We start from the raw sequence: 25,457 nt of genomic DNA, 5'->3' as shown, positions 1-25,457 counted from the left end.
GCCCTGAGTCGTCCCCACAGCGCCGGCTACTCCTGCCCGGTCGGCCGGGCCCCACGGATCCGGGCTCCGGCGCCCCACCGGCAGGCGGTCGGCGCGGCGTCGGGGCGAAGGTCGCCGGTGTCGATGGCCAGCACCTCCTCCCACGCCGGGCCGACGCCGAACCGGACGACGTCGTCGAGATCGCCGGTGAGGACGACCTCCTGCGTCGCGGAGAGCTCGTTCAGCATCGGGACGGCGGCGTCGTCGCCCGCATAGCGGGCGGCCACGGTGACCTCCACCCGGTCGCCGGGCGCGGTGGCGTGCAGGCGGTGCTCCTTGCCGAACTTCCCGGCCTCCGACACATCGAGCACGTCGCCGTCCGTGGCCCGCACCTCGACCTGGCACACCACGCCCTCGGGAACTCCCATCCCGCGGCCGGGGCCGTGCAGGACGCGCAGTGTCCCGCCGACCCCGCTGTCGGCGAACCGCCGGTCGTCGCCGTCGGTGTAGTCGTACGGGTACTTCCCGGGCTTCCGTCGCCGTCCCATCACCAAGCCTCCTCCGCCGGTCCGCCGTCGTTCGGATGTCCCACCCTGGCAGGCTGCCGGGGCATGGGACCCGACGTCGTCGACCTGCTCCGGGCGATCTCTCGCCATGCCGAGCTTCGCCAGGCGGTCCACGACGCCGACCTGCACGCGGCCCCGCCCGCGCCGGAGCCCGACGTCGTCGAGCCGTACCGCTGGTTCCTCGCCCGGATCGGCGACGGTGTGACGCTCACCGGCGCGGGCCACCTGCCGCCGGCGCTGGTCGCCGAGACGATGCACGCCCTCGGCTGGGACGCCGACTGGCTCGGAGCCGGCAACCGGGAGAGCCTGACCGTCCCCGTTGCCGAACTGCGCGAGAGCGCCCGCCGGCTCGGGCTCGTCCGGGTGTACCGCAACGAGCTGCGACCGACGACCGTGGGCCGGCGGCTCGTCGACGACCCGGCCGGCCTCTGGCAGCACATCGCCGCCCAGCTGCCCACCGGGCGCAACGGCAGCGACCGCACCGCGGGGTTGCTCTGGCTGCTGGGCGTCGCCGCCGGGCGCGCGCATCCCGAGGACGCGGTGGCCGCCGGCATGACCGTGCTCGGCTGGGTCTCCGGCGGGACCGGCCGGCCGCTCGATCGACACACCGCGTTCCTGGCGGTGCGCGACACGACCTGGACCGTCTTCGAACGGCTCGGCCTGCTCGGCAAGCGATATCGCGACGAGCCGCCGACCCCGTCGGCGGTCGCGCTGGCGCGCGCCGCGCTGCTGCACGACCAGCCGCCCGTGGCCGGCAGGCGGGTGCCGGCGGTGGAGCTGACCGTCACCCTCCGAAACGTCGAGCCGCCGATCTGGCGCCGATGCGTCGTCCCTGAACAGGTGACGCTGCGGGACCTGCACGGTCTGCTGCAGGCCGCCATGGGCTGGCGCGACGCGCACCTGTGGATGGTCGAGCTCGACGGCGTGCAGTACGGCGACGTCGAGGACATGGACGACCTGGGCGACCCTGGGGCGGTGCGCGTCGGCTCCCTCCCGGACGGCACCGTCTTCCGCTACGACTACGACCTCGGCGACGGCTGGGAGCACGACGTCCGCGTCGAGAGCCATCGGGCGGCTGAGGCGCCGACCTGCCTGGACGGCGCCCACGCCTGCCCGCCCGAGGACTGCGGCGGGCCGCCCGGTTACGCCCGCCTCCGGGAGGTCCTCGCCGACCCGGGTCATCCCGAGCACCCCGACCTCACCGGCTGGCTCGGTGGCCCGTTCGACCCCAAGGCCTTCGACGCCGCCGGGACCAGTCAGCGGATGCGACAGCGCCGGAGGACGCGCTGACGTGGCACGCGCCGCTGCCACCCTGAGCCGCATGCCACCCGTCCACAGCTCCGGCGTCCTGCTGTTCCGCCGTCCCGGCGGCCGGGTCGAGGTGCTCCTCGGGCACATGGGCGGCCCGTTCTGGGCGACGAAGGACGACGGCGCCTGGTCGATCGCCAAGGGGAGCACGACCCGGGTGAGGACGCCGAAGCCGCCGCCCGCCGCGAGTTCGCCGAGGAGCTCGGCCTGCCGGTCCCCGCGGCGGACCTGCACCCGCTCGGCGAGCTGAAGGGTCGCAAGGTGCTCGCCGTCTGGGCAGGGGAGGGCGACCTCGACGTCACCGCCGTCCGCAGCAACACCTTCGAGCTGGAGTGGCCGCCGCGCTCGGGACGCCTGCAGGCGTTCCCCGAGATCGACCGCGCCGCCTGGTTCGACCTTCCCACCGCCCGCACGAAGATCGTTCCGGGCCAGGTGCCCTTCCTCGATCGGCTGGCCACCCACCTCGCCGGTTGAGCCGGCCACCCCGAGAGGAGCTGCAGATGCATCCCGTCCTCGCCCGCTACCTCGACGAGCGGCCATGGTCGCAGGGGCGCACGCGTCGCATGGTGGCCGGGCTGCACATCCTGCAGGAGCTCGCCCGGACGGGTGTCCGGCCGGTGACCTACAAGGAGTTCGCGGAACAGTTGCAGCCGGGGCTGGCGCCGCTCGCGGCGGGCCGGGTGCTGGCCGACATCGGCGAGTTCTGCACCGACGCCGGCTGGCCGAACGTCACCTGCTTCGTCGTCTCCGCCGCCACGGGCGAGTGCTCGCCCGGCTGCCGGCAGATCGGCGACGAGGGCCCGGTCGTCGCCCGGGAGCGGGCCCGGCTCGCGTACGGGGTGCACGGCGGCGGGCCATTGGTCGACCCGGCCACGGTGGACGCGACCGGGCGGTGATCGCCGACCTCGCCATGCGGTCGCCGACCTCACCCTGCAGCGCGGGGTCGGCGACCGCCCGGTGAGTCCGGTGGCCCCTGGGTAGGTCGTGCCACGGCCGGATCCTGCCGTCGTCCCTCCCGGGTGGCGTCCCGCCAGGCCGGTGCGCCGTGCCAGGCTGAGCTCGTGGTCGACGACCTGCTGGTGGCACGCAATCCCGACCCCGGGTCGGCGCTGCCCTATCTGGTGCGCATCCCGCTCGGTCCGGCCGGGGTCGTGGTGAAGGCGAAGGAGCCGTGGCCCGGGCGAGCAAGGTCTACTGCCACCGGGCGGACGAGTGGCCGGCGGACGCCGAGATCGTCGAGCGGCACGCGGTCCGGTCGTGCTCGCGCCGCGGTCCCGCGATCGACCTGGTGCTGGCGCGGGCCCGGGAGAACCGCTCACAACTGGTCGTCACCAGGGCCCGCGGCCGCGAGATGATCTTTTGGCAGTCGCCCCGGACGACGAAGCAGGCCCGGCCCGGGGTGCACCTGCCCACCGCCCGCGCACACGGGCAGGTGCTCGACATCCTGGTCGACAGCGGTGAGAAGTACCCCTACGCGTTCGGTGCCCAGCAGGCCACCACCCGGCGGCGGCGGCTGGCCGCCGGCGACTACGCCGTCGAACGCGACGGCGCCGTCGTCGCCGCCGTCGAGCGCAAGACCCTGGAGGACCTCGCCGGCAGCCTGCTGTCCGGGAAGCTGACCTATGCCCTCGCTGACCTCACGGCGCTGCCCCGCGCCGCCGTGGTGGTCGAGGACCGCTACAGCCGGCTGTTCAAGCTCCCGCACACCCCGGGCGCCCGCGTCGCCGAGGCGTTGGCCGAGGCTCAAGCACGCTTTCCCTCGGTGCCGATCGTCTTCTGCGAAACCAGGCCGCTGGCGCAGGAATGGGTCTACCGCTGGCTCGGCGCCTGTCTCGCCGAGCTCGGGGCGGCACGGTCGACCGCGGACCTGGAGGACTCCTTCACACCCGGTAACCCGGTGCCGGAGGCGCCACGGACGTCGGCCCAGATCCGGGCCTGGGCTCGAGCGCAGGGCATCGAGGTCAGCGACCGCGGGCGCATCCCGGCCGACGTCCTCCGCCAACTACAGGGGTAGCTCCAGGCCGCCATGGCCGCGACGCTGCGGCCCGAGCTCAGCGGGGCGCCGTGCTGAGCGGCTGCCGCGGTTCACCGCTTGGCACCGGCCGGTCAGGGGAAGCCGGCGTGCGGGACGGCGACCTCCGTCGTCACCAGCACCGCCTCGCGCACCGGTGCGCGGGTGTGCTCGTAGAAGTCCGGGGCGCAGCACATCAGCAGCTGGCGGCCGTCGTCCCCACCGAGCGCGCAGGCGAAGACCCCCATCCCGTCCGGGGCCGGGATCTCCTCGGCGATCGCGCCACCGGCTGCGACCCGGAGGACGCGGGAGTTCAGCCCGTCGGCGAGCCAGACGTGGCCCTCGGCGTCCATCGTGCAGCCGTCGGGTGCGACCACGACCTGCCCGATGAGCTCCTCGACCGAGTTCCCCACCGGCTCCGCCCCGAACGACGCCCACACCCGCCGGCCCGACAGCGAGCCGTCCGCGGCGATGTCGAAGGCGGTGAACCGGTTGCCCCAGGTCTCGCCGACGATCAGCGTTCCGCCGTCCGGGGTGATCACCGAGCCGTTCGGGAACCGCAGGTCCTCGGCCACCACGGTCACGGTGCCGTCGGGGTCGACCCGCTTCACCGACGCGGACGCCGGCGCACCGCCGCCCATGAGGTCGAAGCCGAAGTCGCCGACGAACGCCCGGCCGGACGCGTCGACCACCATGTCGTTGAGGTGCCCGCCGCAGACGTCGGAGAGGTCGGCGTGCGTCGACACCCGGCCGTCGGTCACGCGCAGCAGCCGGTGGTCCTTCATCGACACGACCAGCAGCGAGCCGCCGGGCAGCCAGCCCAGCCCGGACGGCTGGTTCTCCACCTCGACGACGACGGTCTCGCCGCCCTCGGGTGCCACCCGGCTGACCGTGTGGCGGTAGAAGTCCGACGCCCACCAGGCGCCGCCGTGCCACCGCGGCCCCTCGAAGTACGAACCGCCCTCCAGCACCGTCCGGAACGCTCGCTCTGCCATGCCTCCGGACGCTACGACGTCCCGGCGGTCAACACGACCGGAGCAACCGTGGACGGCCTCCTGACCTGTGGATTCGTGTCGCGGCCTGTCACTGGCCAGGAGTAGCATTCGTACATCAGTTCGAGCGGCGAGGAGGTGTCGTGAGCGAGCTGCAGTCGGCCCTCGACGCCCTGGCCGCGGACGACGTCCGGAGTCTGCCGCCGCGCCAGCAGCTGGACGAGATCACCGAGCTGCTCGAGGCGCGCAACCGCATCGACGCGCAGCTCGCCCGCCGGGTCCGGGCCGCGGAACTGCAGCAGGCGCCCGAGGACGACGGCATGAGGTCGATGCAGTCGTGGCTGCGCGGTCGCGGCCGGTTGAGTGCTGCGGCCGCCGGTCAGCTCGTCCGCAACGGCCGGGCGCTGGACCACCTGCCGGCACTCGCCGCCGCCTTCGCCGAGGGTGCCGTGACGGCCGAGCAGGTCGCCGTCGTCGCGCCGGTCGTGAAGGAGGACCGGCGGACGGCGGCGCTCGCGCTGGGTGTCGACCTCGCGGATCTGGATGAGGTGTTCACCGCGGTCGCCGCCTCCCGCGACATCCGGCAGCTGGGCCGGGTGGTGCAGCACTACCTCGCCCGGCTCGACCCCGACGGGCCCGAGCCGGATCCCACCGAGGAGCGGGGGCTGACCCTCTCGACATTCTCGGACGGCACGGTGGTCATTCGCGGCCAGCTCGACGCCGTCGGCGGGGAGAAGCTGCAGGCGGCGCTGGAGGCGGTCGTCCAGGCCGACCGTCCGAAGGGTGACCTGCGCACCCGCGCCCAGCAGCTCGCCGACGCGCTGGTCCAGCTCGCCGACAACCAGCTCGCCTCCGGCCACCTGCCGTTCCTGCGCACGGTCAAGCCGACCGTCGTCGTCACCATCACCTCCACCGACCTGTTCGACCCGGCTCCCGGCCCGGCCAGCGCCACCACCGCGTTCGGGAGCCTGCTGTCGGCCGCCAAGGTCCGCCAGCTGGCCTGCGACGGCAGTGTTGTCCCGGTCCTGGTCGACGGCGACGGCCTCCCGCTGGACATGGGACGCACCAAGCGGGTCTATCCGCCGCACCTCCGCCGGGCCGTCGAGCTCCGCGACGACACCTGCGTCTTCGCCGGCTGCGGTGCGCCGAAGTACTGGTGCGAGGTGCACCACCTGATCCACTGGCTCTTCGGCGGTGAGACGTCGCTGGAGAACGGCGCCCTGCTGTGCGAACGGCACCACACCAACGTCCATCACGGGTTCCGGATCGAGCGAGATAGCCAGGGCCGATGGCACACCTATCGGCCCGACGGCACCGAGATCCTGATCGGCACAGCGCTCGCCTCCTGAGCCGTGCCGTACCCGGTCGCGGGGTCCAGCGGGTGGTCACGAGCGGGTGAGCGGCCGTCGCGCGTATGGGTGACGGGGCGAGCCCGTTTCTCACCCCTCCGAGGGGGATATCAGCACTTTCCGTAACCAACGGCCCGCATGGACGGTGCGCGCTCCTAGCCTTTGGTCGCTCACCGTCACCGGAGTTCCGCCCAGGCAGGCTTCGATCAGTCGCACGACGGTGGCGTTCCACGGGGGGATCTGCGACGCGGCGTGAGCCGTTGCGTCTGCACCCCACGGAAGACCGGCGGGGGTGCGGCCCGCCACGGGGGGGACACGCTGTGGCTGCACGGACGTCGAAGGACGAACGGTTCGACCCGTCGTACCGCTCGCTGCCCGTCTACTGGCCCGTCCGCTGGCGGCTCGTGTGGAGCGCCCGCAGCGACCGGCGCGCGGGCCTGCCCATCGGCCTGAACGCCGACACGACCACGGTGCTGCGCGACCTCGTCGCCCGCCGGGACGACGCCTGCGAGCACGAGCGCACCCGGTACTACGCCGACATCCGGGCCATCGACGTGCGCCTGGCCGAGATCGATAGCCAGCTCACCGCCCTGCAGCGCGACCTGGCCGTCCGTACCGAGCAGGCCATCCGCGCCGCCGTCCGGCCGACCGAACAGGAGCTGAACCGCCGCAAGCAGGGGGAGGGGGACGTCCCCGCCGAGCTGGTCCGCCAGCGGCGCGCCACCGAGCACCGGCGGACCGTCGAGGCGGCCAAGAGCGAGCAGCTCGAGGCCCAGCTCCGGCTCGACGCCACCCTCGCCGAGGAGGCGCAGCTGGAGGTCCGCCGGCAGAACCGGGCCGATGTCGCCCGCTCCCGCGTGCTCCGCCTCGTCGAGTACGCCGACCGGCTTGCCGCCGTCTACCGGCGCGCCCTCATCCGCCGCCACCCGCAGCGTGAAGCCCTCGTCACGAGCTGGATTAGTACGCTCGCCGCGCCACCGGCCTGGGTGCTCACCGACGACCTCACGCCGAGCAGGTGACGGCGGGCGGTCTCACCGCCGCCGGGACCGGATCGCCTGCGACGGACGTCGTGGGTCACAGGTAGCCACCGACCTCCTGCGCGAAGGCGTGCGCCGGGTGCGTGCGCTCCTCGCGGATCGCGTACAGCTCCGCCAGCGTCATCGGCCGCTCGGGGGCATCGGTCGACCCGCCCAGCCACGCCTGCGCCTCGGCCGGCGAGAGGCGCTCGAACTCCACCTGGCTCAGGCAGCGGCCCGGCCGGGTGACAGCCGGGTGCAACCGGCCGACGTCCTCGTTCGTCGTGAGCAGCACCAGCACCTGGAGGCCGTGCCCGAGGATGCCGTCGCACAGGTTGAGCAGCCGGCCGAGCGATGCGCCGGCACGTGCCTTGGCGTCGGACCGCAGGTAGTCGTCGCAGTCCTCGGCGACGACCAGGCGCCAGCGCCCGTCGTCGTCCTCGTCCTCGTCGATCCCGGCCACCTGCAGCAGGTACTGCGGCTCGGCGAACAGCCGCTCCGGGTCCATCACGTAGTGCGGCCGGCACCAGTCCGCCCACTCGCGGCTGAGCGCACGCACCGCCGTGGTCTTGCCCGTACCGGGCTCCCCGTGCCAGAGCACCAGCCGCCCGACCCGGCCGGACATGTCCCGTGCCGCCATGAGCGGGACCAGCGACTGCCTCGTCCGCCCCGCGTAGTTCGCCGCGGCGTCGGCCCACGCCGGTGCGGTGACGTGGCGGGAGGACTCCGAGCCGCCTCCCTGCGCGTAGGACCAGAAGGCCATCTGCACCTCACCCTCGGGTGCCGTCGCCACCAGCTCCGCCCCCGCGACGACGTGCGCCACCAGCTCCTCGACGGCGGACACGTTCGCACCCACCACCTCGACCGTCGTCATCCGGTGCTGCACCTCCACCTTCGCCAGCAGGCCCGGGAGCGCCACCACGACGGCGCGGCTGCTCCCGTCCTTGCGGTCGAGACGGACGACCGCTTCCTCGGGCAGCAGGTCGAGCGGATCACCGGCGGCACCGGTCACCTCGCCGGTCCGCTGGTAGGGCATGCCGCCGTCCCACTGGGCCTGCAGCAGCATGCCGCCGGCGAGGTCGAAGCGGTCGAGCCACAGACCGGGCTGCAGGAAGCGGTGCGGAGGAGGGAGCGCGGGGTCGTCGGTCACGGGACTCCAGGCGTTCGAGGGGTGCGCCGGACGGTAACCCGCAGGTACGTCGGAACGGGGACGCGAGTGCCTGCGGGCCGTGCGAGCATCGCCGGGTGCCTCGCCTGCTGATCGCCAACCGCGGTGAGATCGCCGTCCGCATCGCCCGGGCCGCGGCCGCCGAGGGCATCACCTCGGTCGCCGTCACCGCCGCCGACGAGCCGGACGCGCCGCACCTCGCCGCCGCCGACGAGGCCTACGTGCTCGCCGGCAGCGGTCCGGCCGCCTACCTCGATGCCGCCGACGTCGTGCGGGCGGCGCTCGCCACCGGCTGCGACCTCGTCCACCCCGGCTACGGCTTCCTCTCCGAGACCACGGACCTGCCGGAGGCCTGCGCGGACGCCGAGCTGACCGTGGTCGGCCCGCGGCAGGACACCCTCGCCGTCCTGGGCGACAAGGCAGCGGCCCGGGACGCCGCCGTCGCCGCCGGTGTCCCCGTGCCGCGGGGTGGCGACGGCGACCCGGCAACCGTCGCCGGCCTCCTCGAGCGCACCGGCGCCGTCATGCTCAAGGCCCGGTTCGGCGGCGGCGGCCGGGCCACCCGCATCCTCCGCCGGGGCGACGACGTGGCGGCTGCCGTGGCCGAGGTGTCCGACGAGGCCCGCGTCGCCTTCGGCACCGGGGCACTGCTGGCCGAGGAGCTGGTCGAGAGCGCCCGGCACATCGAGGTCCAGGTGCTCGGGGACGCGCACGAGCACGTCGTCGTCCTCGGCGACCGCGACTGCTCGCTGCAGCGCCGGCGGCAGAAGGTCGTCGAGATCGCCCCGGCGCCCGACCTCCCCGACGACGTCCGGAAGCAGCTGCACCGGTCCGCGGCGGCACTGGCTGCCCAGGTCGGTCTGCGCGGCCTCGCCACGGTGGAGTTCCTGGTCCGGCCCGGGTCCTACGTGTTCCTCGAGTGCAACCCGCGGCTGCAGGTGGAGCACACCGTCACCGAGGAGACCCTGGGCCTGGACCTGGTCCGGCTGCAGCTCCGGGTCGCCACCGGCGCCACGCTTCCCATCCTCGGCCTCGCCGACGGCGCGCCCCGGCCGGTCGGCTGGGCGGTGCAGGCGCGGGTGAACGCGGAGACGCTCAGCGCCGACGGCGCCGTCGTCCCCTCCGCCGGGACGATCACCGGGCTCGTGCTCCCCGGCGGTCCGGGCGTGCGGGTCGACACCGCTGCCCGCCCCGGCACCGAGCAGAGCCCGCGCTTCGACCCGCTGCTGGCCAAGGTGGTCGTGCACGAGCGGCACGGGAGCCTCGCCGACGCGCTGCGCCACCTCGACCGTGCGCTGGCCGAGACCCGCGTCGACGGCGTCGCCACCAACACCGCCTTCCTCCGCGCGCTGCTGACCCACCCCCACGTCGCGGGCGCGACCACCACGTTCGTCGACGACCACCTCGCCGACCTGGCCGGGGACACCGTCGAGGTCGAGCAGGGCGAGGGGCTGCGCGCCCCCGTGCCGGGCACCGTCGTCGCCGTCGAGGCCGGGCCCGGGAGCGCCGTCGAGCCCGGGGGAGCGGTGGTCGTCCTCGAGGCGATGAAGATGGAGCACGTCGTCGCGCTCCCGTCCGGCGGCACCGTGCGCAGCGTCGCGGTGCGGGTCGGCGACACCGTCCGGCAGGGCCAGCTGCTCGCCGACGTCGAGCACTTCCAGCCCGGGGAGCAGGAGGCGGCGCGGGAGCTCGACCTCGATGCCGACCGTCCGGACCTGGCGGAGGTGCGCCGCCGGCACGAGACGGGGCTGGACGAGCACCGCGCCGAGGCCGTCGCCAGGCGGCACGCGCAGGGCCGGCGGACCGCGCGGGAGATTCTGGCCGACCTCGTCGACGAGGGCAGCTTCCTGGAGTACGGGCCGCTCGTCTTCGCTGCCCAGGAACGTCGCCGGAGCAAGGAAGAACTGCAGGAGCGCACCCCGGCCGACGGGGTGGTGGGCGGGCTCGCGGACGTCAACGGCGACCTGGTCGGGCGGGAGCGGAGCGCGGCGGTCGTCGTCTCCTACGACTACACCGTGCTCGCCGGCACCCAGGGGATGCGCGGCCACCTGAAGAAGGACCGGCTGTTCGAGCTCGCCGAGCAGCGGCGGCTGCCCGTCGTCCTGTTCGCCGAGGGTGGGGGAGGACGGCCCGGCGACGTCGACTCCACGCACGTCTCCGCGCTGGACACCATGGCGTTCACCCTGTTCGGGAAGCTGTCGGGTCTCGTGCCCACCGTCGGCATCGCCAGCGGCCGCTGCTTCGCCGGCAACGCCGCGCTGCTCGGCACCTGCGACGTCGTCATCGCCACCGAGGACGCCACCATCGGCATGGGCGGCCCGGCGATGATCGAGGGCGGCGGGCTGGGCGTCGTGGACCCCGACGACATCGGCCCGATCGACGTCCAGCACGCCAACGGGGTGGTCGACATCCGGGTCGCCGACGACGCCGCCGCCGTCGCCGCGGCCCGGCAGTACCTCTCCTACTTCCAGGGGCCGGTGCAGGACTGGACCGCGCCCGACCAGCGGGCGCTGCGCCACCTGGTGCCGGAGAACCGCAAGCGGGTCTACGACATGCGGGCGGTGCTGCGGGCACTGGCCGACGAGGACTCGGTGCTCGAGCTCCGCGACGGCTGGGGGCACGGCATGATCACCGCCCTGGCCCGGGTCGAAGGAGCACCGGTCGGCGTGCTCGCCAACGTGCCCACCCACCTCGGCGGGGCCATCGACGCCGACGCCGCCGACAAGGCCGCCCGCTTCCTGCAGCTGTGCGACGCGCACGGGCTGCCGGTCGTCTCGCTCTGCGACACCCCCGGCTTCATGGTCGGCCCGGAGTCGGAGAAGACCGCCACCGTCCGGCACTTCTCCCGGCTGTTCGTCATCGGCGCGAACCTGTCGGTGCCGATCGGGACCGTCGTGGTGCGGAAGGCCTACGGCCTCGGCGCCCAGGCCATGGCCGGCGGCAGCCTGAAGGTGCCGCGGTTCACCGTCGGATGGCCGACCAGCGAGTTCGGCCCCATGGGTCTGGAGGGTGCGGTCCGGCTGGGGATGCGCCGGGAGCTGGCGGCGATCGAGGACGACGCCGAGCGCGCCGCCTTCTACGACGCCGCGGTCGCCGCCGCCTACGAGAACGGCCGCGGGCTCAACGTCGCCGCCCACTGGGAGATCGACGACGTCATCGACCCCGCCGACACCCGCCGCTGGATCGCCACGCTCACCCGCGAGGTCGCCGCCACGCCCCGGCCGGCGGGGCGGGTGCGACCGCACGTCGACACCTGGTGACCCAACGGCCCGGACGTCAGGCGGTGCCCTCCGCCGCGATCAGCTCGGCGACCTCCTCCGGGCGGCTGGTGCAGTGGCCGTCCGACTCCGGCTGGTCGGACGCGAGCCCCTCGATGCCGGCGTCCTCGACCGGCTGGAACCCGAGCCGGTCGAGGTGGCGGGGCACCCGGGCCTGGGCGTTGAGCACGTGCGAGCGGGACAGCCAGCCGAGGCCGTCGTCCACCTGGAAGTCCAGGCCGCCGCCGGGCGCGCGGCGGACGTGCCCGGGGGAGGGGAGCAGGCCGACCAGTTGCACGGCCTGCGCGGCGGACAGCTCCTGCGGCGGGGAGTCGAAGTAGTACCAGCCGGCCGCGCAGACCCCGTAGATCGTCGGGCCGAACTGGGCGTAGTTGACGTAGAGCTCGAGCATCCGTCGGTCGTCCACGAGGGCGGCGAGCTCGACGGCCAGCCCGGCCTCGACCGCCTTGCGCCAGGCGCTGAGCTCCTGGTTGAGGAACAGGTTCTTGGCCATCTGCTGCGGGATCGTCGAGCCGGAGGGGTCCTCGTCACCGGACAGGTGGGCCTGCGCGCGGCTCCACAACGCATCCCACTCGAAGGCGCCGGAGCGGTAGGGGAGCGCGGCATCCTCGTGCGCGAGAACCGCGGCCAGGAAGTTGCGGGAGACGTGCTCGACCGGCACCGACTCCTGGACGACGTCGCCAGGATTGGCCAGCATGAAGGCCGTCGTCGGCGGGTCCACCCAGCGCAGCGAGAGCACCACCAGCGCCTGGACGACGGCGACCGCGGCCAGCACCCGGATGACGCGGCGGGGCAGGCGACGGCGGGGCCTCCTCCCGATGCGGTCGAACCGCCCGCGCCGGTCGCGGCGGAGCCGTTCCGGTCGGGCCGGCGCGGCCGGACGCTGGGGCGGGGCCGGCGGGAAGGAGCGTCCGGGCGCCGCCGGGGGCCACGGGGGACGGGGCCGGTCGTCCACGTCCGGCGGGGTGGCGTACCAGTCGTTCCCGGCGGGTGGCGGCCGGTCGAACCGGGGACGTCGGGGCGGCTCGTCGTACGGCTGCTGCTGCGGCCGGGTGTCGGCGGGCCGGCGGCGCAGCCGGCGGGTCGTGCGGGGATCCGGCTCGAAGGAGGCCATGAGGCGGGTGCTCCCGTGGTCGGCGTCGAGACGTCATCGTACGGCGGCGTCCCGCGGTCGCCGCTGACGTCGTTTCGACGTGCGTGCGCTGGGCACGGGCCCTGGATGGGTCGACGAGGAGCGGGCCGGTGACCGTGCGCGCCGTGCTGGAACGGGCCGTCCAGGCCGTCGAACGATGGCAACTGCTCGACGCGCCCGGCTACCAGGTCGAGCACGCGCTCTCGCTGACCTTCCTCCTCGCCGGGAGGCAGGCCCGGCGACTGCAGGACGTCCTGCACGGGGTCTGGCTCGGCCACCCGCTGCACCCGGCCCTGGTCACCGTGCCGATCGGCGCCTGGAGCGCCGCCCTGGTGCTCGACGGCCTCGACGCCACCGGCCGCGGTGGTCCGGGCGCCGGCCACGCCGCCCGCACCGTCGTGCAGCTCGGCGTCGGCGGAGCGGTGGCGTCGGCCGCCACCGGGTTGACCGACTGGCAGTACGCCCACGACGAGGGCCGGCGGGTCGGGCTCGTGCACGGCGCCCTGAACAGCACCGCCCTGGGGCTCTACACCTGGTCGCTCACCGACCGCGCCCGTGGCCGCGCAGCCCGCGCCCGCGCCAGCGCCGCCGCCGGCTACGCCCTCACTCTGACCAGCGCCTACCTCGGCGGCGTCCTCGCCTACCGCTACCGGCTCGGCACCGACCACGCCGACCGGAGCAACGAACCGCGCCGCTTCGTGCCGGTGATCGAGGAGTCCGAGCTGACCGAGGGGACGCCGGTCGCCGTGAGCGCCGACGGCGTGCCGGTCGTGCTGGTCGCGACCGACGGCGGGGTGCGCGCGGTCGGCGGCAGCTGCCCCCACCAGGGCGGGCCGCTGGGGGAGGGCTGGCTGCACCGGCAGGAGCTGGTCTGCCCCTGGCACGGCTCGCGCTTCGACCTCGAGACCGGGGAGCCGGCGCAGGGGCCGGCCACGGCGCCGCTGCCGTGCTACGACACGCGCATCCGCGACGGCGCGGTCGAGGTGCGGCGACGGGCCCGCTGGCGCAGCCCCACAGCGATCACCACGGTCGAGGAGGCATCCCGGTGAAGGCCGACGAGGTGCTGATCGCGCACCACGACGTGCTGCGCGGGCTGCTCCGCGATTTGGTGGAGACCACCGAGGCGCAGGCCGATCGGCGGGAGGAACTCCGGGACCGGTTCCTGCGGGAGATCGAGATCCACGCCCAGATCGAGGATGAGCTGTTCTACCCCGCCGTGCCGGACGTCTCCCCGCTGCTGGCCCTCGCCCACGCCGAGCACCGGCAGATCGACGACCAGGTCGCCACGGTCATGCGCATGGACGTCACCGACCCCGAGTTCCGCACCGAGGTCCGCATGCTCGAGCAGACGGTGCGCCACCACACGATGGAGGAGGAGCAGCGGATGTTCCCCCAGTCGCACGCACTGGGGGAGGAGCGGCTGGACGAGCTCGGCGAGCAGCTGCGGGCGCGGCAGCGCGAACTGACCGCGTCCGGTGGGATGCGGCTGATGATCCGGCTCAAGCGCGCGACCCTGCGCCTGACCAAGGCATAGCGGTCCGCCACCTGGCGCCGGGCTGACCGGGTGGGCCGGATCGACGGACGGTGCGGTTGGCTGGGCCCCGCGCTGGGCACGGACCCGGCAACCGACAACGAGGAGGCGAACATGGGAATGATGCGGAAGCTCATCGCGTCCGGTGTCGCGGCGAAGGTCTTCCAGGAGGCCAAGAAGCCGCAGAACCAGGCGAAGATCAAGAAGTTCATCTCGGACTTCCAGAAGAAGAACAGCGGCGGCGGCAAGGGCCGCATGCGCTGAACGCAGCAGGCACGGCAGCGCCCCCTCACCCGGTCCCGGGTGAGGGGGCGCGGCCGCGTGCCCGGCCCTATCCGGCGTCCCGCCGCAGCAGCGACCACCCTCCGGCCGTCAGCGCGACCCCGGACCAGCCCACCAGCAGCGCGGTCGCCTGGGCCGCGGTCATGTCCGGCTCGCCGAGCAGCGTCCAGATCGCGCCCGAGCCCGGCAGCAGCTCGCCCAGGTGGCGCATCCACTCCACGCCGAAGGCCGGCAGCATGAACGGCAGGACCAGTTGCAGCAGGAACACCGTCGCCAGCGCGCCGGCGGTGCTGCGCAGCAGCAGGCCGACGCCGACGGCCAGCAGGCTCCCGGCGAGGAGCACCGCGGCGATCCGCCCGAGGCTGTCCGCCACGTCGGCGAGCGACAGCGTCAGCTCCGGGGCGATCAGCCAGGCGGCGACGTTCGCGGCCACGGCGAGCAGCACCCCGGCGACCGTGGCCACGACCACCGGCACGGTGACCCGCGCCGCCAGCAGCACCCCGCGCCGCGGCGTCCACTGCAGCGTCGGGCCGATCGCCCCGCTCGCGTACTCCTGCGTGACCGCCAGCAGCGCCAGAACCAGCAGCGCGAACTGACCGGGCAGCACGCCGAACTCGCCGGCGAACGTCACCGGCTCGCCGGCCAGGAACCCGTCCGATCCCTGCGACATGTCGAACGCCGCGGTGGCGCCGATGCCGACGATCGTGACCGCGGCGGCCAGCAGGCACCACCACGTCGTCCGCACGGTGCGCAGCCGCAGCCACTCGGCCGCCGCGGCGCGTACGAACACCGTTCCGGTGCCGGGCTCCGGCACCGGCACCGCCACCGCGGTCATCGCTGCACCAGCCCGGCCGGCTCAGGCGTGCCCGCCACCCGGTACTGCACGCTGTCCCCGGTGAGGTCCAGGTAGACCTCCTCGAGGGACGAGTGCTCCACGCTCAACCGGTGCACGGCCACGCCCACCTCCAGCGCGACGTCGCCGACGGTCTCCGCCGTCGTGCCGTCGACGAGCAGCTCACCGTGGTCGGTGGGTTTCACCCGGAGCCCGCGGCGCAGCAGTGCGCCGGCGAGGTCGTCGGGGGCCGGCGTCCGCACCCGCACCTGTCGCTGCCCGGCGGCGCCGCTCATGACCTCCTGCATCGAAGCGTCCGCGATCAACCGCCCGCGGCCGATGATCACCAGGTGGTCGGCGGTCTGCTCCATCTCGCTCATCAGGTGGCTCGACAGCAGCACCGTGCGACCCTCGTCGGCCAGCTCCCGCACCAGGCGCCGGATCCACCGCACGCCGTCGAGATCCAGGCCGTTCATCGGCTCGTCGAAGAGCAGGACGGCGGGGTCGCCGAGCAGCGCAGTGGCGATGCCGAGCCGCTGGCGCATGCCCAGGGAGTAACCCTTCACCCGTCGCCGTGCCGCGGGGCCGAGCCCCACCTGGTCGATCACGTCGTCCACCCGGCGCAGCGGGATGCCGTGCGTCCGGGCGGCGACCCGCAGGTGGTCGCGGCCGCTGCGCCCGGGGTGCACGGCGCCCGCATCGAGCAGCGCGCCGGCCGTTCGCAGCGGCTCGCCCAGCTCGGCGAACGGGCGGCCGGCGACCAGCACGGATCCGGCGGTGGGCCGGTCGAGGCCGAGGATCATGCGCATCGTGGTGGACTTGCCCGCGCCGTTGGGCCCGAGAAAGCCGGTCACCGTGCCCGGCTCGACGTCGAAGGTCAGGTCGTCGACGGCGCGTACGGCACCGTACTGCTTGGTCAGCCCGCGCACTTCGATCATGGTCGAGGTCCATGACGGGAGAGAGACGAAGTCATGACACGCAGCGTGTCGGGCGGAGGGGGCCGCGCGGATCACCCCGCAGCGCCGACCTGGGTCCCCCGCGCGGGGGAGGACGGCAGTGCGCTCGCGGGGGAATCGCCGGACCGGGCCGTCGGCCAGGATCGAGCCATGCCTCCGACGACGTCCCTGCGCGGACGCGGTGCCCTGGCCGCCCGGATCCGCGCGCTCCTCGCCGACGCGCGCCCGGGCTGGCCCGGCCGGGCCCTCTACGCGCTGGCGAGCCTGCCCCTGGCCGCGGTGTACGCCGGGGTGTACGCCGCGCTGATCGGGTCGGTGGTCGCGCTCGTCTACGGCGTCGGCGTGCTGCTCGTCCTGGTGGTGCTGGCCGCGACCCGCGGGTTCGCCGGCCTCGAGCGCCGGCTGGCCCGCACCCTGCTCGGCGTCGACATCCCCGACGGCGAGCGGGTGCTCGACCAGCCGGGCCTCGTGCGCCGGGGCAAGCGGCTGGTCTTCGCGGCCGACACCTGGCGGGCGCTCGGGTGGCTCGGCGCGCGGGTGCTGATGGGGGCGGCCACCTTCGCCACCCTCACCTTCGGCACCGCCGCCTTCGTCGGGTTCGGCTGGAGCACCGAGTGGAGCCATGAATGGAACCCGCTCACCGCGCTGCCGCTGCTGGCGCTCATGGCCGTCGTCGTCGTCCTGACCCTGGCCGTGCTCGACCTGCTGGTCCGGCTGGCCGCGTCCGTGGCACCCCGGCTGCTCGGCACCGCGCCCGAGCAGCGGATCGCCGCACTGCAGCAGAGCACCCGCCGGCTGGCCGACCGGAACAAGCTGGCCCGCGACCTGCACGACACCATCGGGCACGCGCTCACCGCCAGCCTGCTGCAGGCCACCGCCGCCCGCCGCACGCTGACGCCCGCGGACGACCGGCCGGTGCAGCCGGACTTCGCCCGCCAGGCGCTCGGGCACATCGAGACCAACACCCGTGCCGCGCTCGCCGAGCTCGACCGGGTGCTCACCGTGCTCCGGGCCTACGAATCGGGAGCCGCGGACGGGGGCCATGACCCCGCCCCCTTCGCGGCCCCCTCGCTCGCCGATCTCGAGGACCTGCTCGCCGGCCTGCGGGACGGCGGCCTCCCGGTGGCGCTCGTGGTGGACGGCGAGGTCGACGACGTGCCCGCCGGCGTCCAGGAGCTCGCCTACCGGGTAATCCAGGAGGGCACCACGAACGTGCTGCGGCACGCGGGGACGCCGCTCACCGTCGCCCAGGTGGTGCGCAGCGGCGACACCCTCGTCGTCCGCGTGTGCAACGAGCGGGCCTCCCAGCTGGACAGCCGGCCGGGGCCCGGTGGCGGGCGCGGGCTGGCCGGCCTGCGCGAACGGGCGGCCGCCGCCGGCGGCACGCTGACCGCCGAGCCATCGGCCTCCGGCGGCTTCGATCTCTGCGTCACCCTGCCGCTGTCGGGCGCCGCGTGACCGAGCGTGCGAGGTTCCGCAGAGACACAGCACCCCGCGGCACGGGGACGACGAGCGCCAGCGAGGAGGGCCCGTGACCGCGCTGCGGCTGCTCCTCGTCGACGACGACGTGCTCGTCCGCTCCGGGCTGCGGGTGATCCTGGACAGCGAGGCCGACCTGACCGTGGTCGGCGACGCCGGCACCGGGCGCGCGGCGCTCGAGGTGGCGGCCGCGACCGATCCCGACGTCGTCCTCATGGACGTCCGGATGCCCGACATGGACGGCATCGCCGCTACCGCGGAGCTGGTCGCCCGCGACCCGGTGCGGCCGCGGGTGCTGGTGCTGACCACCTTCGAGGACGACGACTACCTGTTCCGCTCGCTCCGGGCCGGGGCCAGCGGCTTCGCGCTCAAGCGGGCCGACCCCGACGAGCTCATCGACGCCATCCGGGTCGTCGCGCGCGGCACCTCCCTCGTGCTGCCCGATCTGACCCGCCGGCTGATCGCGACGCACGCGCCGTCCCGTGCGCGGGGCACGGCCGCCCTGCCGGAGCTCACCGGACGCGAGGCCGACGTGCTGCGGCTGGTGGCCGGCGGGCTGTCCAACGCCGAGATCGCCGCCGAGCTGCACCTCAGCCGCGAGACGGTGAAGACCCACGTCAGCAGCGTGCTGCTCAAGCTCGGCGCCCGGGACCGCACCCAGGCCGTCATCGCCGCCTACGAGCGCGGCTTCATGGCGCGTTGACGGTCGCGCGATAGCGTGGCGAACGGTGAAGACGCGGGAGGAGCGCTGGCAGGAACGGCTGGCCGTCCCGGTGCTCGTCGCCGCGCTGGCCTCGATCCCGGCCATGTTCCTCACCGTGGCCGAGGGCACGCTGGGCATGGCCGGTCACCTCATCGACATCGTGAGCGGGCTGGTCCTGGTCGCCGAGACGGTCATCCTGTTCGTCGTCGCGGAGAGCAAGCGCGCCTGGATCCGCGGGCACCTCGGCCTGATCGCGCTCACCGTCGTCGTCGTCCTGGCGGTGATCTTCGCCCTGGGCCCGGCCCAGGTGCTGCGGCTCGTCCGCACCGTCGGGGCACTCCGCATCCTGCGCGCCGGACGCATCGTCAAGGCCGCCCGCAGCGTGAGCGACCGCATGGGCTTCACCGGCAAGCTGGCCCACATCGCGGCGGCCGGCGCGGGGCTGCTCGTCGCCGTCTTCGTCGGGGTCGTCCTCGCCGACCCGACGTCCCGCTCCCGCGACCTGGTCACCGCCGTGCTCGGCGACATCGGGACGCCGGTCGTCGTCGCGCTGTCCGCGGTCGCCGGCGTCGTCCTCGGGGCCGCCACCTACCTGCTGGCCCGCGACCCGGGCAGCGGCCCGGACGCCGAACCGGACGCCGATGGTCGTCGCCCGGCGTGACGGCCGCATGACGATCCTGTCGGAGAGGGTTCCCAACGGCATCCATGGGCACCGCACGAGGCATGGGACTCATGAGCAAGTTCGCCAAGGCAGGCGTCGCCAAGAAGGTCATGGACGAGGCCAAGAAGCCGCAGAACCAGAGGAAGATCAAGGACGCGATCTCCAGCTTCACGAACAAGGGCAAGAGCGGCGGCTCCAAGCGCCACTGACCGGCCCGGGACGACCGCACGTCCGGAGAGGAGCACGGCGATGACCGAAGGATCGATGACCGGCCGCCCCTACGGCGGCGTGAACGACCCGTCGGAGGAGGACGGCCTCCCCGGCGAGGTCCCCGAGAAGGACCAGGTCGGCGCCGCGCCGGAGCAGTCACCGCGCGCTGCGCAGGGCGAGATGAGCGATGACGGCGCCGGGGTGCCCGGCGCAGGGACGTCCCCGAATGCGGCCGGACCGCCGGACGCCGGAACGCGCTGACCTGAGGAACGTGTAGTAGACCGGGGACGTGCACCGCATCGCCGTCCTCGACGACTACCAGTCGGCCGCCGCCGAGTTCTCCGACTGGTCGCAGTTGCCGGAGGCGGCCGAGGTCGTGGAGTTCCACGACTCGGTCGCCGACCCGGAGGCCGTCGTCGCGCGGCTGCAGTCCTTCGACGTCGTGGTGGCCATGCGGGAACGCACCCGCTTCAGCCGCGAGGTGCTGGAGCGGCTGCCCGACCTGCGGTTGCTGGTGACCACCGGCATGCGCAACAAGTCCATTGACGTCGCGGCCGCCACCGAGCTGGGCATCACCGTCTGCGGCACCGCGTCGCAGGCGGCGTCCACCGCCGAGCTCACGTGGGCGCTGATCCTCGCCAGCCTCCGGCACCTCCCGCAGGAGGACGCCGCGATGCGCGCCGGCGCCTGGCAGCAGACCGTCGGCGGCGACCTCGAGGGGGCCACCCTCGGCGTGATCGGCCTCGGCCGGCTCGGCAGCCGGGTGGCGCGGATCGGCGGTGCCTTCGGCATGGACGTCGTCGCCTGGAGCCAGAACCTCACCGACGAGCGCGCGGCTGAGGTCGGCGCCCGCCGGGTCGAGCGCGACGAGCTGTTCGCCACCTCCGACGTCGTGACCATCCACCTGCTGCTGTCCAAGCGGACCCGCGGGCTCATCGGCGCTGACGACCTGGCGCTGATGAAGCACACCGCCGTCCTGGTCAACACCAGCCGCGGGCCGATCATCGACGAGGCGGCACTGATCGACGTCCTGCGCCGTGGCGCCATCGCCGGCGCCGGCATCGACGTCTACGACGAGGAGCCGCTGCCGCGCTCCCACCCGCTGCGCGAGCTGCGCCGCGCCGTCCTCACCCCGCACCTGGGCTACGTCACCCGCGGCACCTACGAGCTCTTCTACCGCGAGGCGGTGGAGGACGTCGCCGCCTTCCTCCGCGGGGAGCCGATCCGGGTGCTCGGGTGAGCCACGTCTACCTGTCCCGGCAGCTCACCCCGCCGGCGATGGTGGCCGCCCGCGAGCTCGGCCCGCCGCTGGTCGTCCACGACGACCCGGACACCCCGCCGTCGCGCGACCAGTTGCTCCGCGGCGCGCAGGGGGCGACGGCGCTGATCACCCTGCTCACCGACCGGGTGGACGCCGAACTGCTGGACGCCGCCGGCCCGGGGCTGCGCATCGTCGCCAACTGCGCGGTCGGCTTCGACAACATCGACGTCGATGCGGCCCGCACCCGCGGCGTGGTCGTCACCAACACCCCCGGCGTGCTGGACGAGGCGACCGCCGACTGCGCCTTCGCGCTGCTCCTGGCCACCGCCCGACGGCTGGTCGAGGCCGACCGGTTCGTGCGCAGCGGGCGGGAGTGGATCTGGGGTCCGCAGTCGTTCGTCGGCCTGGACGTCAGCGGCGGGGCGACCCTGGGCATCGTCGGGCTCGGCCGGATCGGGATGGCCGTCGCCCGCCGCGCGGCAGCCTTCGGCATGCGCATCCGCGCCACCGGCAGTCGCGCCACCGGCGACGAGGCCCGCGGGTACGGGGTCGAGGCCGTCGAGCTGCCGCGGCTGCTGGCCGAGAGCGACGTCGTGAGCCTGCACTGCCCGCTGACTCCCGACACCCACCACCTGATCGGTGGCCCGGAGCTGGCCGCCATGAAGCCGACCGCGATCCTGATCAACACCGCCCGTGGGCCCGTCGTCGACGAGGCGGCGCTGGTCACCGCGCTCGAGGCCGGGGTCATCGCCGCCGCCGGCCTCGACGTCTACGAGGACGAGCCGCGGCTGCACCCCGGGCTGCGCGCGCTGGACAACGCGGTCCTGCTCCCGCACATCGGCAGCGCAGGTCGCGCCACCCGTGACGCGATGGGCCTGCTCGCCGTCGACAACGTGCGGGTCGTGCTGGCCGGGGAACCGCCGCGCACGCCCGTGCCCACCCGAGAGGAGACCGCATGACCACCCCGGAGATGCACTGGTGGGCCGAGGGAGAACTCGCCGTGGCCGGCACGGTCGACCGGCTGGCCGATGCCGAGCTGGCCGACCCCTCGGCGCTGCCCGGCTGGTCACGGGCGCACGTCATCGCGCACCTGGCCCGCAACGCCGACGCCCTGGTCAATCTGCTCACCTGGGCGCGCACCGGCGTCGAGACCCCGATGTACCCCTCCCGCGAGGTCCGCGACGCCGGGATCGACGCCGCCGCGGCCCGGCCGCCGGCCGAGCTGCGGGCCGACTACGTGGCAGCCTGCCGCCGGCTGGCAGAGACGATGGAGACCACACCCGCCGACTCGTGGACGGCGCCGGTGCGCAACGGGCAGGGCACGACCGTGCCGGCGTCGGCGGTGCCGTGGATGCGCGCCAAGGAACTGTGGGTGCACGGGGTCGACCTGCGCGCCGGCCTCACTTTCGCCGACCTCCCGGCCGGCTTCTGCACCGAGCTCGTCCACGACGTCCTCGGGCTCTTCGCCACCCGCGGGCAGGCACCGGAGGTCACCGTCGTGGCCACCGACGTGGACCGCAGCTGGGGGAGCGGGGCGGCGCGGATCGAGGGCCCGGTGACCGCGGTCGCCGCGTGGCTGACCCGCGGGGACGCCTCCGACCTGCGCGGCGACGTCCCGTTGCCGCCGACCTGGATCTAGAGGTCGGCCAGGGACGTTCGTGGCGGTCGGCGTGGTTGCTCCCGCCTACGAGCCCTACTCATGACCGCGGTGCTCGACGTGCCCGTCGAGATGGGAGGTCTCGCTGAGCAGGTCGCGGTCGTGACCGGACGATCGCCGCCTCGTCGACCGAGCCTTCACACGGCCCCGGGAAGACCGGCGCGGGATTGCCCCGCTACGACGAGCGCGCCATCTCTTCCCCGGTGGGGGGCTCCTAGCCCGGGGCTTTCACGGGGTGGCTGCCTGAGCGGGTGTTGAACAACTGAAAAGTGCTCCTGACCAGCAAGGATGGGTCTTGTCGAGGGACCTGTCCGAGCCGTTCAAGGAGCACCTTCCAGGTGAACAAGCGTAGCCGTTTCTATCCCCGCCTCACGGTCGACACGGCCGACGTACCAGCGGTCGGTCAGGCCGGTGGCGTCCTGCTGACCGAGACCGTCCGGGCCAGCGGCCTGGACTCGGCGATGGCGGCGGCGCTGTCTCCGTGGCGCAAGCCGCTGGCGATCCACGACCCCGGCAAGGTCATCCTCGACCTCGCAGTCACCCTTGCGTTGGGCGGGGACTGCCTGGCCGACATCGCGCTGCTGCGCGCCGAACCTCGGGTCTACGGCCCGGTGGCCTCTGATCCGACGGTCTCCCGGTGCATCGACGCTTTGGCCACCGATGCACCCGCGGCGCTGAAGGCGATCAACATCGCCCGCGCTGCTGCGCGGGCTGCGGTGTGGGGGCTGGCCGGGGAGCACGCCCCCGGCCACGCCGCCGACGCCTCCGCGCCGCTGATCATCGACATCGACGCCACCCTGGTCACCTCGCACTCGGAGAAGGAGCAGGCCGCACCGACGTTCAAGCGCGGGTTCGGCCACCACCCGCTGTGCTCGTTCGTCGACCACGGCCACGAGGGCAGCGGGGAACCCCTATCGGTGCTGCTGCGGGCCGGCAACGCCGGCTCCAACACCGCCGCCGACCACATCACCGTGGCCCGCCAGGCACTGGCGCAGCTGCCCGGGCACCGGCCCGGCACCCGACCCGGCCGGAAGGTGCTGATCCGCACCGACGGGGCCGGAGCGAGCCACAAGTTCCTGACCTGGCTGCACGGGCAGCGGTTGTCCTACTCGATCGGCTTCGGGCTGCCGGCGAACACCGCCGAGCTGCTCAAGCTGCTCCCCGAGCAGGTGTGGACGTCGGCCTACGACGCGAACGACGCCATCCGCGAGGGTGCCTGGGTCGCCGAACTCACCGGCCTGCTGGACCTCACAGGCTGGCCGCCGGGGATGAGGGTGATCGCCCGCAAAGAGCGCCCGCACCCGGGCGCGCAGCTGCGGATCACCGACGCCGACGGGCTGCGGGTCACCGCGTTCGCCACCAACAGCACCCGCGGGCAGCTGCCCGCACTCGAGCTGCGGCACCGCCGCAGGGCCCGCGCCGAGGACCGCATCCGCTGCGCCAAGGACACCGGGCTGACCAACCTGCCGCTGCACGACTTCGACCAGAACCAGATCTGGTGCGCCATCGTCGCGCTGGCCTGTGAGCTCACCGCCTGGATGCAGATGCTCGCCCTCGTCGACCACCCCGCCCGACGCTGGGAGCCAAAACGGCTGCGCACCAGGCTGTTCACCGTCCCGGCCACCCTGGCCCGCACCGGACGGCGCCGGCTACTGCACCTGGCCGAACACCACCCCTGGGCCGCCGTCGTCCACGACGCCGTTATCCGGCTACGCGACCTCCTCGGCGGACCGGTAGCCGCTCCCGGCTGACCCACGCGTCTTCGTCCCGACGACCTGCACCACCCCGGACCGTGGAACCGGCGCCCACCCGAGCGACCTCGGCCGAAGCGTCACACCCCAACGTCAGAATCACGCCTCAGCGACCCACCGAGTCGCCTCCCGGCGATCACCGACGGGCGGACGAAAGATCCGGGCTAGTAGGCCGTCGCTTTCAACTGTCCGGGTATAGGTGTCGCAGTTTCACCCGGGCGTCTGCGGTGGTGAAGTGCCAGGTCACTTGGCGCTGGTCGGCGTTGGTGGCCGACTGCCAGGCGGCGAGCTCGGTGTTGAGTACGCCGAGATCGTCGATACGCCGGGCCAGGCATTGACCGGTCAGGGCGGACAGTTCGATCTCGGCGATGTTCAACCAGGAGCCGTGCTTGGGGGTGTAGTGGATCTCCAGTCGCTGCGCCAACGCGAACGCCTTCTCGGGCGGGAACGCCTCGTACAGCGAGCCGATGGCGTGCGTGTTGAGGTTGTCCATTACCAGCACCACCTTCTCCGCGTCGGGGTAGTCGACGGTGAGCAGCTGGTCGACCTGGCGCGCCCAGTCGAGCTTGGTGCGCCGCGGTTGGGCGTCGCAGCGGCGCCAGCCGCGCAGCGGTTCGACCCACAGGAAGATGGAACAGGTGCCGTTGCGGACGTACTCGCTGTCTTCCTTGCGGTCGTGGCCCGGCGTGGCCGGGATCGGGTCGCGCGCGTGGCCGAGCAGCTGGTAGGGCTTTTCGTCCATGCACACCACCGGGCGCGCCGGGTCGTGTGGGCGGGCGTAGACGGCCAGCACGTCCTCCATCCGCGCCGCGAACTCGGCGTTCGCGTGCGGCGGGATGGTCCAGCACTGCTTCAGATGAGGACGCAGTTTCGTTTTTTTAAGACCCGGCCGATGGTCGAGTGATCCAGACTCGGGATGTCGTCGACCAACGCGACGTGCTTCTCCAGCAGCCGCAACGACCAGCGGGCATACCCTTCCGGCGGGGCCGAGCAGGCCAGCTTGACCAGCCGGGCCTCGACCTCGCCGGTCACGATCGGCTCCACCGGCGGGGTGGCCCGCTTCTTGCGGGTGATCGTCGCCTGCACGTCACCGCCACGCTCGGCGTAGACCCTCGACGTCTTCATCACCGTGTCGACATGCACCCCGACACGCTCGGCGACCACCTGCTGGAGCGGTACCGGCCCGTCGCGGTCGGGATCGTTCTCGTCCAACTCCAGCAGGATCCGGGCCCGCCGCACCTGCTGGGCCGGATGCGATCCGGTCCGAACCAGCCTGGTCAGCTCCGTGCGCTCCGCCGGACTCAACACCACCGGCCGCATCTTCGTCCTCGACAT

General features: G+C 73.9%; 27 protein-coding genes. 19 read left to right on the top strand and 8 right to left on the bottom strand.

What is annotated here, in order from left to right:
- Positions 1 to 26: 26 nt before the first annotated feature.
- On the bottom strand, positions 27 to 527 hold the full coding sequence (locus tag BLASA_RS15855; RefSeq protein ID WP_014377217.1) for a hypothetical protein: 501 nt from the start codon (positions 525 to 527) through the stop codon (positions 27 to 29).
- A gap of 63 nt (positions 528 to 590) precedes the next feature.
- Here BLASA_RS15855 and BLASA_RS25620 point away from each other — a divergent pair, with 63 nt between their 5' ends.
- From BLASA_RS25620 to BLASA_RS15835, 4 genes are all read left to right on the top strand, one after another.
- A complete protein-coding gene (locus BLASA_RS25620) occupies positions 591 to 1,835 on the top strand; it encodes a plasmid pRiA4b ORF-3 family protein (RefSeq protein ID WP_014377216.1) in 1,245 nt (414 codons plus the stop codon).
- 120 nt (positions 1,836 to 1,955) lie between these two features.
- Positions 1,956 to 2,327, top strand: coding sequence for an NUDIX domain-containing protein (locus BLASA_RS15845; RefSeq protein WP_331371099.1), 372 nt, complete (start codon positions 1,956 to 1,958; stop codon positions 2,325 to 2,327).
- Between the two features lie 26 nt (positions 2,328 to 2,353).
- On the top strand, positions 2,354 to 2,749 hold the full coding sequence (locus BLASA_RS15840) for a hypothetical protein (protein WP_014377213.1): 396 nt from the start codon (positions 2,354 to 2,356) through the stop codon (positions 2,747 to 2,749).
- A 275-nt stretch (positions 2,750 to 3,024) separates the two neighbouring features.
- Positions 3,025 to 3,867, top strand: coding sequence for an ERCC4 domain-containing protein (locus tag BLASA_RS15835; RefSeq protein WP_014377212.1), 843 nt, complete (start codon positions 3,025 to 3,027; stop codon positions 3,865 to 3,867).
- A gap of 92 nt (positions 3,868 to 3,959) precedes the next feature.
- Here BLASA_RS15835 and BLASA_RS15830 read toward each other — a convergent pair whose 3' ends face one another.
- A complete protein-coding gene (locus tag BLASA_RS15830; RefSeq protein ID WP_014377211.1) occupies positions 3,960 to 4,859 on the bottom strand; it encodes an SMP-30/gluconolactonase/LRE family protein in 900 nt (299 codons plus the stop codon).
- Between the two features lie 140 nt (positions 4,860 to 4,999).
- Here BLASA_RS15830 and BLASA_RS15825 point away from each other — a divergent pair, with 140 nt between their 5' ends.
- Complete coding sequence (locus BLASA_RS15825) at positions 5,000 to 6,205, top strand: HNH endonuclease signature motif containing protein (RefSeq protein ID WP_014377210.1); 1,206 nt, start codon at positions 5,000 to 5,002, stop codon at positions 6,203 to 6,205.
- Between the two features lie 320 nt (positions 6,206 to 6,525).
- Positions 6,526 to 7,224, top strand: coding sequence for a hypothetical protein (locus tag BLASA_RS15820; protein ID WP_014377208.1), 699 nt, complete (start codon positions 6,526 to 6,528; stop codon positions 7,222 to 7,224).
- A 55-nt stretch (positions 7,225 to 7,279) separates the two neighbouring features.
- Here BLASA_RS15820 and BLASA_RS15815 read toward each other — a convergent pair whose 3' ends face one another.
- Complete coding sequence (locus tag BLASA_RS15815) at positions 7,280 to 8,371, bottom strand: DUF5925 domain-containing protein (RefSeq protein ID WP_014377207.1); 1,092 nt, start codon at positions 8,369 to 8,371, stop codon at positions 7,280 to 7,282.
- 95 nt (positions 8,372 to 8,466) lie between these two features.
- On the opposite strand from BLASA_RS15815, the gene BLASA_RS15810 reads away from it, so the two are divergent.
- Positions 8,467 to 11,649: a carboxyl transferase domain-containing protein gene (locus BLASA_RS15810; protein ID WP_014377206.1), complete on the top strand. Its 3,183-nt coding sequence runs from the start codon at positions 8,467 to 8,469 to the stop codon at positions 11,647 to 11,649.
- Positions 11,650 to 11,665: 16 nt separating this feature from the next.
- On the opposite strand, the gene BLASA_RS15805 is transcribed toward BLASA_RS15810, so the two are convergent.
- Entirely contained in the window at positions 11,666 to 12,781 is a 1,116-nt protein-coding gene (locus BLASA_RS15805) for a transglycosylase domain-containing protein (protein ID WP_014377205.1), read from the bottom strand.
- Positions 12,782 to 12,909: 128 nt separating this feature from the next.
- Here BLASA_RS15805 and BLASA_RS15800 point away from each other — a divergent pair, with 128 nt between their 5' ends.
- The 3 genes from BLASA_RS15800 (at position 12,910) to BLASA_RS25170 (ending at position 14,594) form a co-directional block, all read left to right on the top strand.
- Positions 12,910 to 13,848 (top strand): Rieske 2Fe-2S domain-containing protein, encoded by a 939-nt coding sequence (locus BLASA_RS15800; RefSeq protein ID WP_014377204.1) that lies wholly within the window; start codon positions 12,910 to 12,912, stop codon positions 13,846 to 13,848.
- Positions 13,845 to 14,333: a hemerythrin domain-containing protein gene (locus BLASA_RS15795; RefSeq protein ID WP_014377203.1), complete on the top strand. Its 489-nt coding sequence runs from the start codon at positions 13,845 to 13,847 to the stop codon at positions 14,331 to 14,333. Before BLASA_RS15800 ends, BLASA_RS15795 begins: the two co-directional genes overlap by 4 nt.
- A gap of 111 nt (positions 14,334 to 14,444) precedes the next feature.
- Positions 14,445 to 14,594 carry a hypothetical protein gene (locus BLASA_RS25170; protein ID WP_014377202.1) on the top strand — a complete coding sequence of 50 codons (150 nt, stop codon included), beginning with the start codon at positions 14,445 to 14,447 and terminating at the stop codon, positions 14,592 to 14,594.
- Between the two features lie 67 nt (positions 14,595 to 14,661).
- Here the strand turns inward: BLASA_RS25170 and BLASA_RS15785 are convergent, their stop codons facing one another.
- On the bottom strand, positions 14,662 to 15,447 hold the full coding sequence (locus BLASA_RS15785; RefSeq protein ID WP_014377201.1) for a hypothetical protein: 786 nt from the start codon (positions 15,445 to 15,447) through the stop codon (positions 14,662 to 14,664).
- Positions 15,444 to 16,382, bottom strand: a complete 939-nt coding sequence (locus BLASA_RS15780; RefSeq protein ID WP_014377200.1) for an ABC transporter ATP-binding protein — start codon at positions 16,380 to 16,382, stop codon at positions 15,444 to 15,446. The genes BLASA_RS15785 and BLASA_RS15780 overlap by 4 nt, the downstream gene beginning before the upstream one ends.
- A 168-nt stretch (positions 16,383 to 16,550) precedes the next feature.
- Here BLASA_RS15780 and BLASA_RS23585 point away from each other — a divergent pair, with 168 nt between their 5' ends.
- The 9 genes from BLASA_RS23585 (at position 16,551) to BLASA_RS15740 (ending at position 24,122) form a co-directional block, all read left to right on the top strand.
- Positions 16,551 to 17,858, top strand: coding sequence for a sensor histidine kinase (locus BLASA_RS23585; RefSeq protein WP_014377199.1), 1,308 nt, complete (start codon positions 16,551 to 16,553; stop codon positions 17,856 to 17,858).
- Between the two features lie 73 nt (positions 17,859 to 17,931).
- Entirely contained in the window at positions 17,932 to 18,582 is a 651-nt protein-coding gene (locus tag BLASA_RS15770) for a response regulator (RefSeq protein WP_014377198.1), read from the top strand.
- Between the two features lie 25 nt (positions 18,583 to 18,607).
- Positions 18,608 to 19,243, top strand: coding sequence for a hypothetical protein (locus BLASA_RS15765; protein ID WP_014377197.1), 636 nt, complete (start codon positions 18,608 to 18,610; stop codon positions 19,241 to 19,243).
- Positions 19,244 to 19,314: 71 nt separating this feature from the next.
- Positions 19,315 to 19,452: a hypothetical protein gene (locus BLASA_RS25165; protein ID WP_014377196.1), complete on the top strand. Its 138-nt coding sequence runs from the start codon at positions 19,315 to 19,317 to the stop codon at positions 19,450 to 19,452.
- A gap of 40 nt (positions 19,453 to 19,492) precedes the next feature.
- Positions 19,493 to 19,714: a hypothetical protein gene (locus BLASA_RS15760; protein WP_014377195.1), complete on the top strand. Its 222-nt coding sequence runs from the start codon at positions 19,493 to 19,495 to the stop codon at positions 19,712 to 19,714.
- A gap of 28 nt (positions 19,715 to 19,742) precedes the next feature.
- Positions 19,743 to 20,693: a D-2-hydroxyacid dehydrogenase family protein gene (locus BLASA_RS15755; protein ID WP_014377194.1), complete on the top strand. Its 951-nt coding sequence runs from the start codon at positions 19,743 to 19,745 to the stop codon at positions 20,691 to 20,693.
- Positions 20,690 to 21,673 (top strand): 2-hydroxyacid dehydrogenase, encoded by a 984-nt coding sequence (locus tag BLASA_RS15750; protein WP_014377193.1) that lies wholly within the window; start codon positions 20,690 to 20,692, stop codon positions 21,671 to 21,673. The genes BLASA_RS15755 and BLASA_RS15750 overlap by 4 nt, the downstream gene beginning before the upstream one ends.
- Positions 21,670 to 22,353: a maleylpyruvate isomerase family mycothiol-dependent enzyme gene (locus BLASA_RS15745; RefSeq protein WP_014377192.1), complete on the top strand. Its 684-nt coding sequence runs from the start codon at positions 21,670 to 21,672 to the stop codon at positions 22,351 to 22,353. Before BLASA_RS15750 ends, BLASA_RS15745 begins: the two co-directional genes overlap by 4 nt.
- A gap of 356 nt (positions 22,354 to 22,709) precedes the next feature.
- The gene (locus BLASA_RS15740) at positions 22,710 to 24,122 is read left to right on the top strand and encodes an IS1380 family transposase (protein ID WP_014377191.1); all 1,413 of its coding nucleotides are present in this window, start codon (positions 22,710 to 22,712) and stop codon (positions 24,120 to 24,122) included.
- Positions 24,123 to 24,303: 181 nt separating this feature from the next.
- On the opposite strand, the gene BLASA_RS25615 is transcribed toward BLASA_RS15740, so the two are convergent.
- Entirely contained in the window at positions 24,304 to 24,960 is a 657-nt protein-coding gene (locus tag BLASA_RS25615) for an IS630 family transposase (protein WP_231839649.1), read from the bottom strand.
- A 14-nt stretch (positions 24,961 to 24,974) separates the two neighbouring features.
- On the bottom strand, positions 24,975 to 25,442 hold the full coding sequence (locus BLASA_RS25610; protein ID WP_231839474.1) for a helix-turn-helix domain-containing protein: 468 nt from the start codon (positions 25,440 to 25,442) through the stop codon (positions 24,975 to 24,977).
- Between the last annotated feature and the right edge of the window lie 15 nt (positions 25,443 to 25,457).

Source organism: Blastococcus saxobsidens DD2 (assembly GCF_000284015.1).
Lineage (GTDB): Bacteria > Actinomycetota > Actinomycetes > Mycobacteriales > Geodermatophilaceae > Blastococcus > Blastococcus saxobsidens_A.
This window is presented reverse-complemented; position numbering and strand designations above follow the sequence as displayed.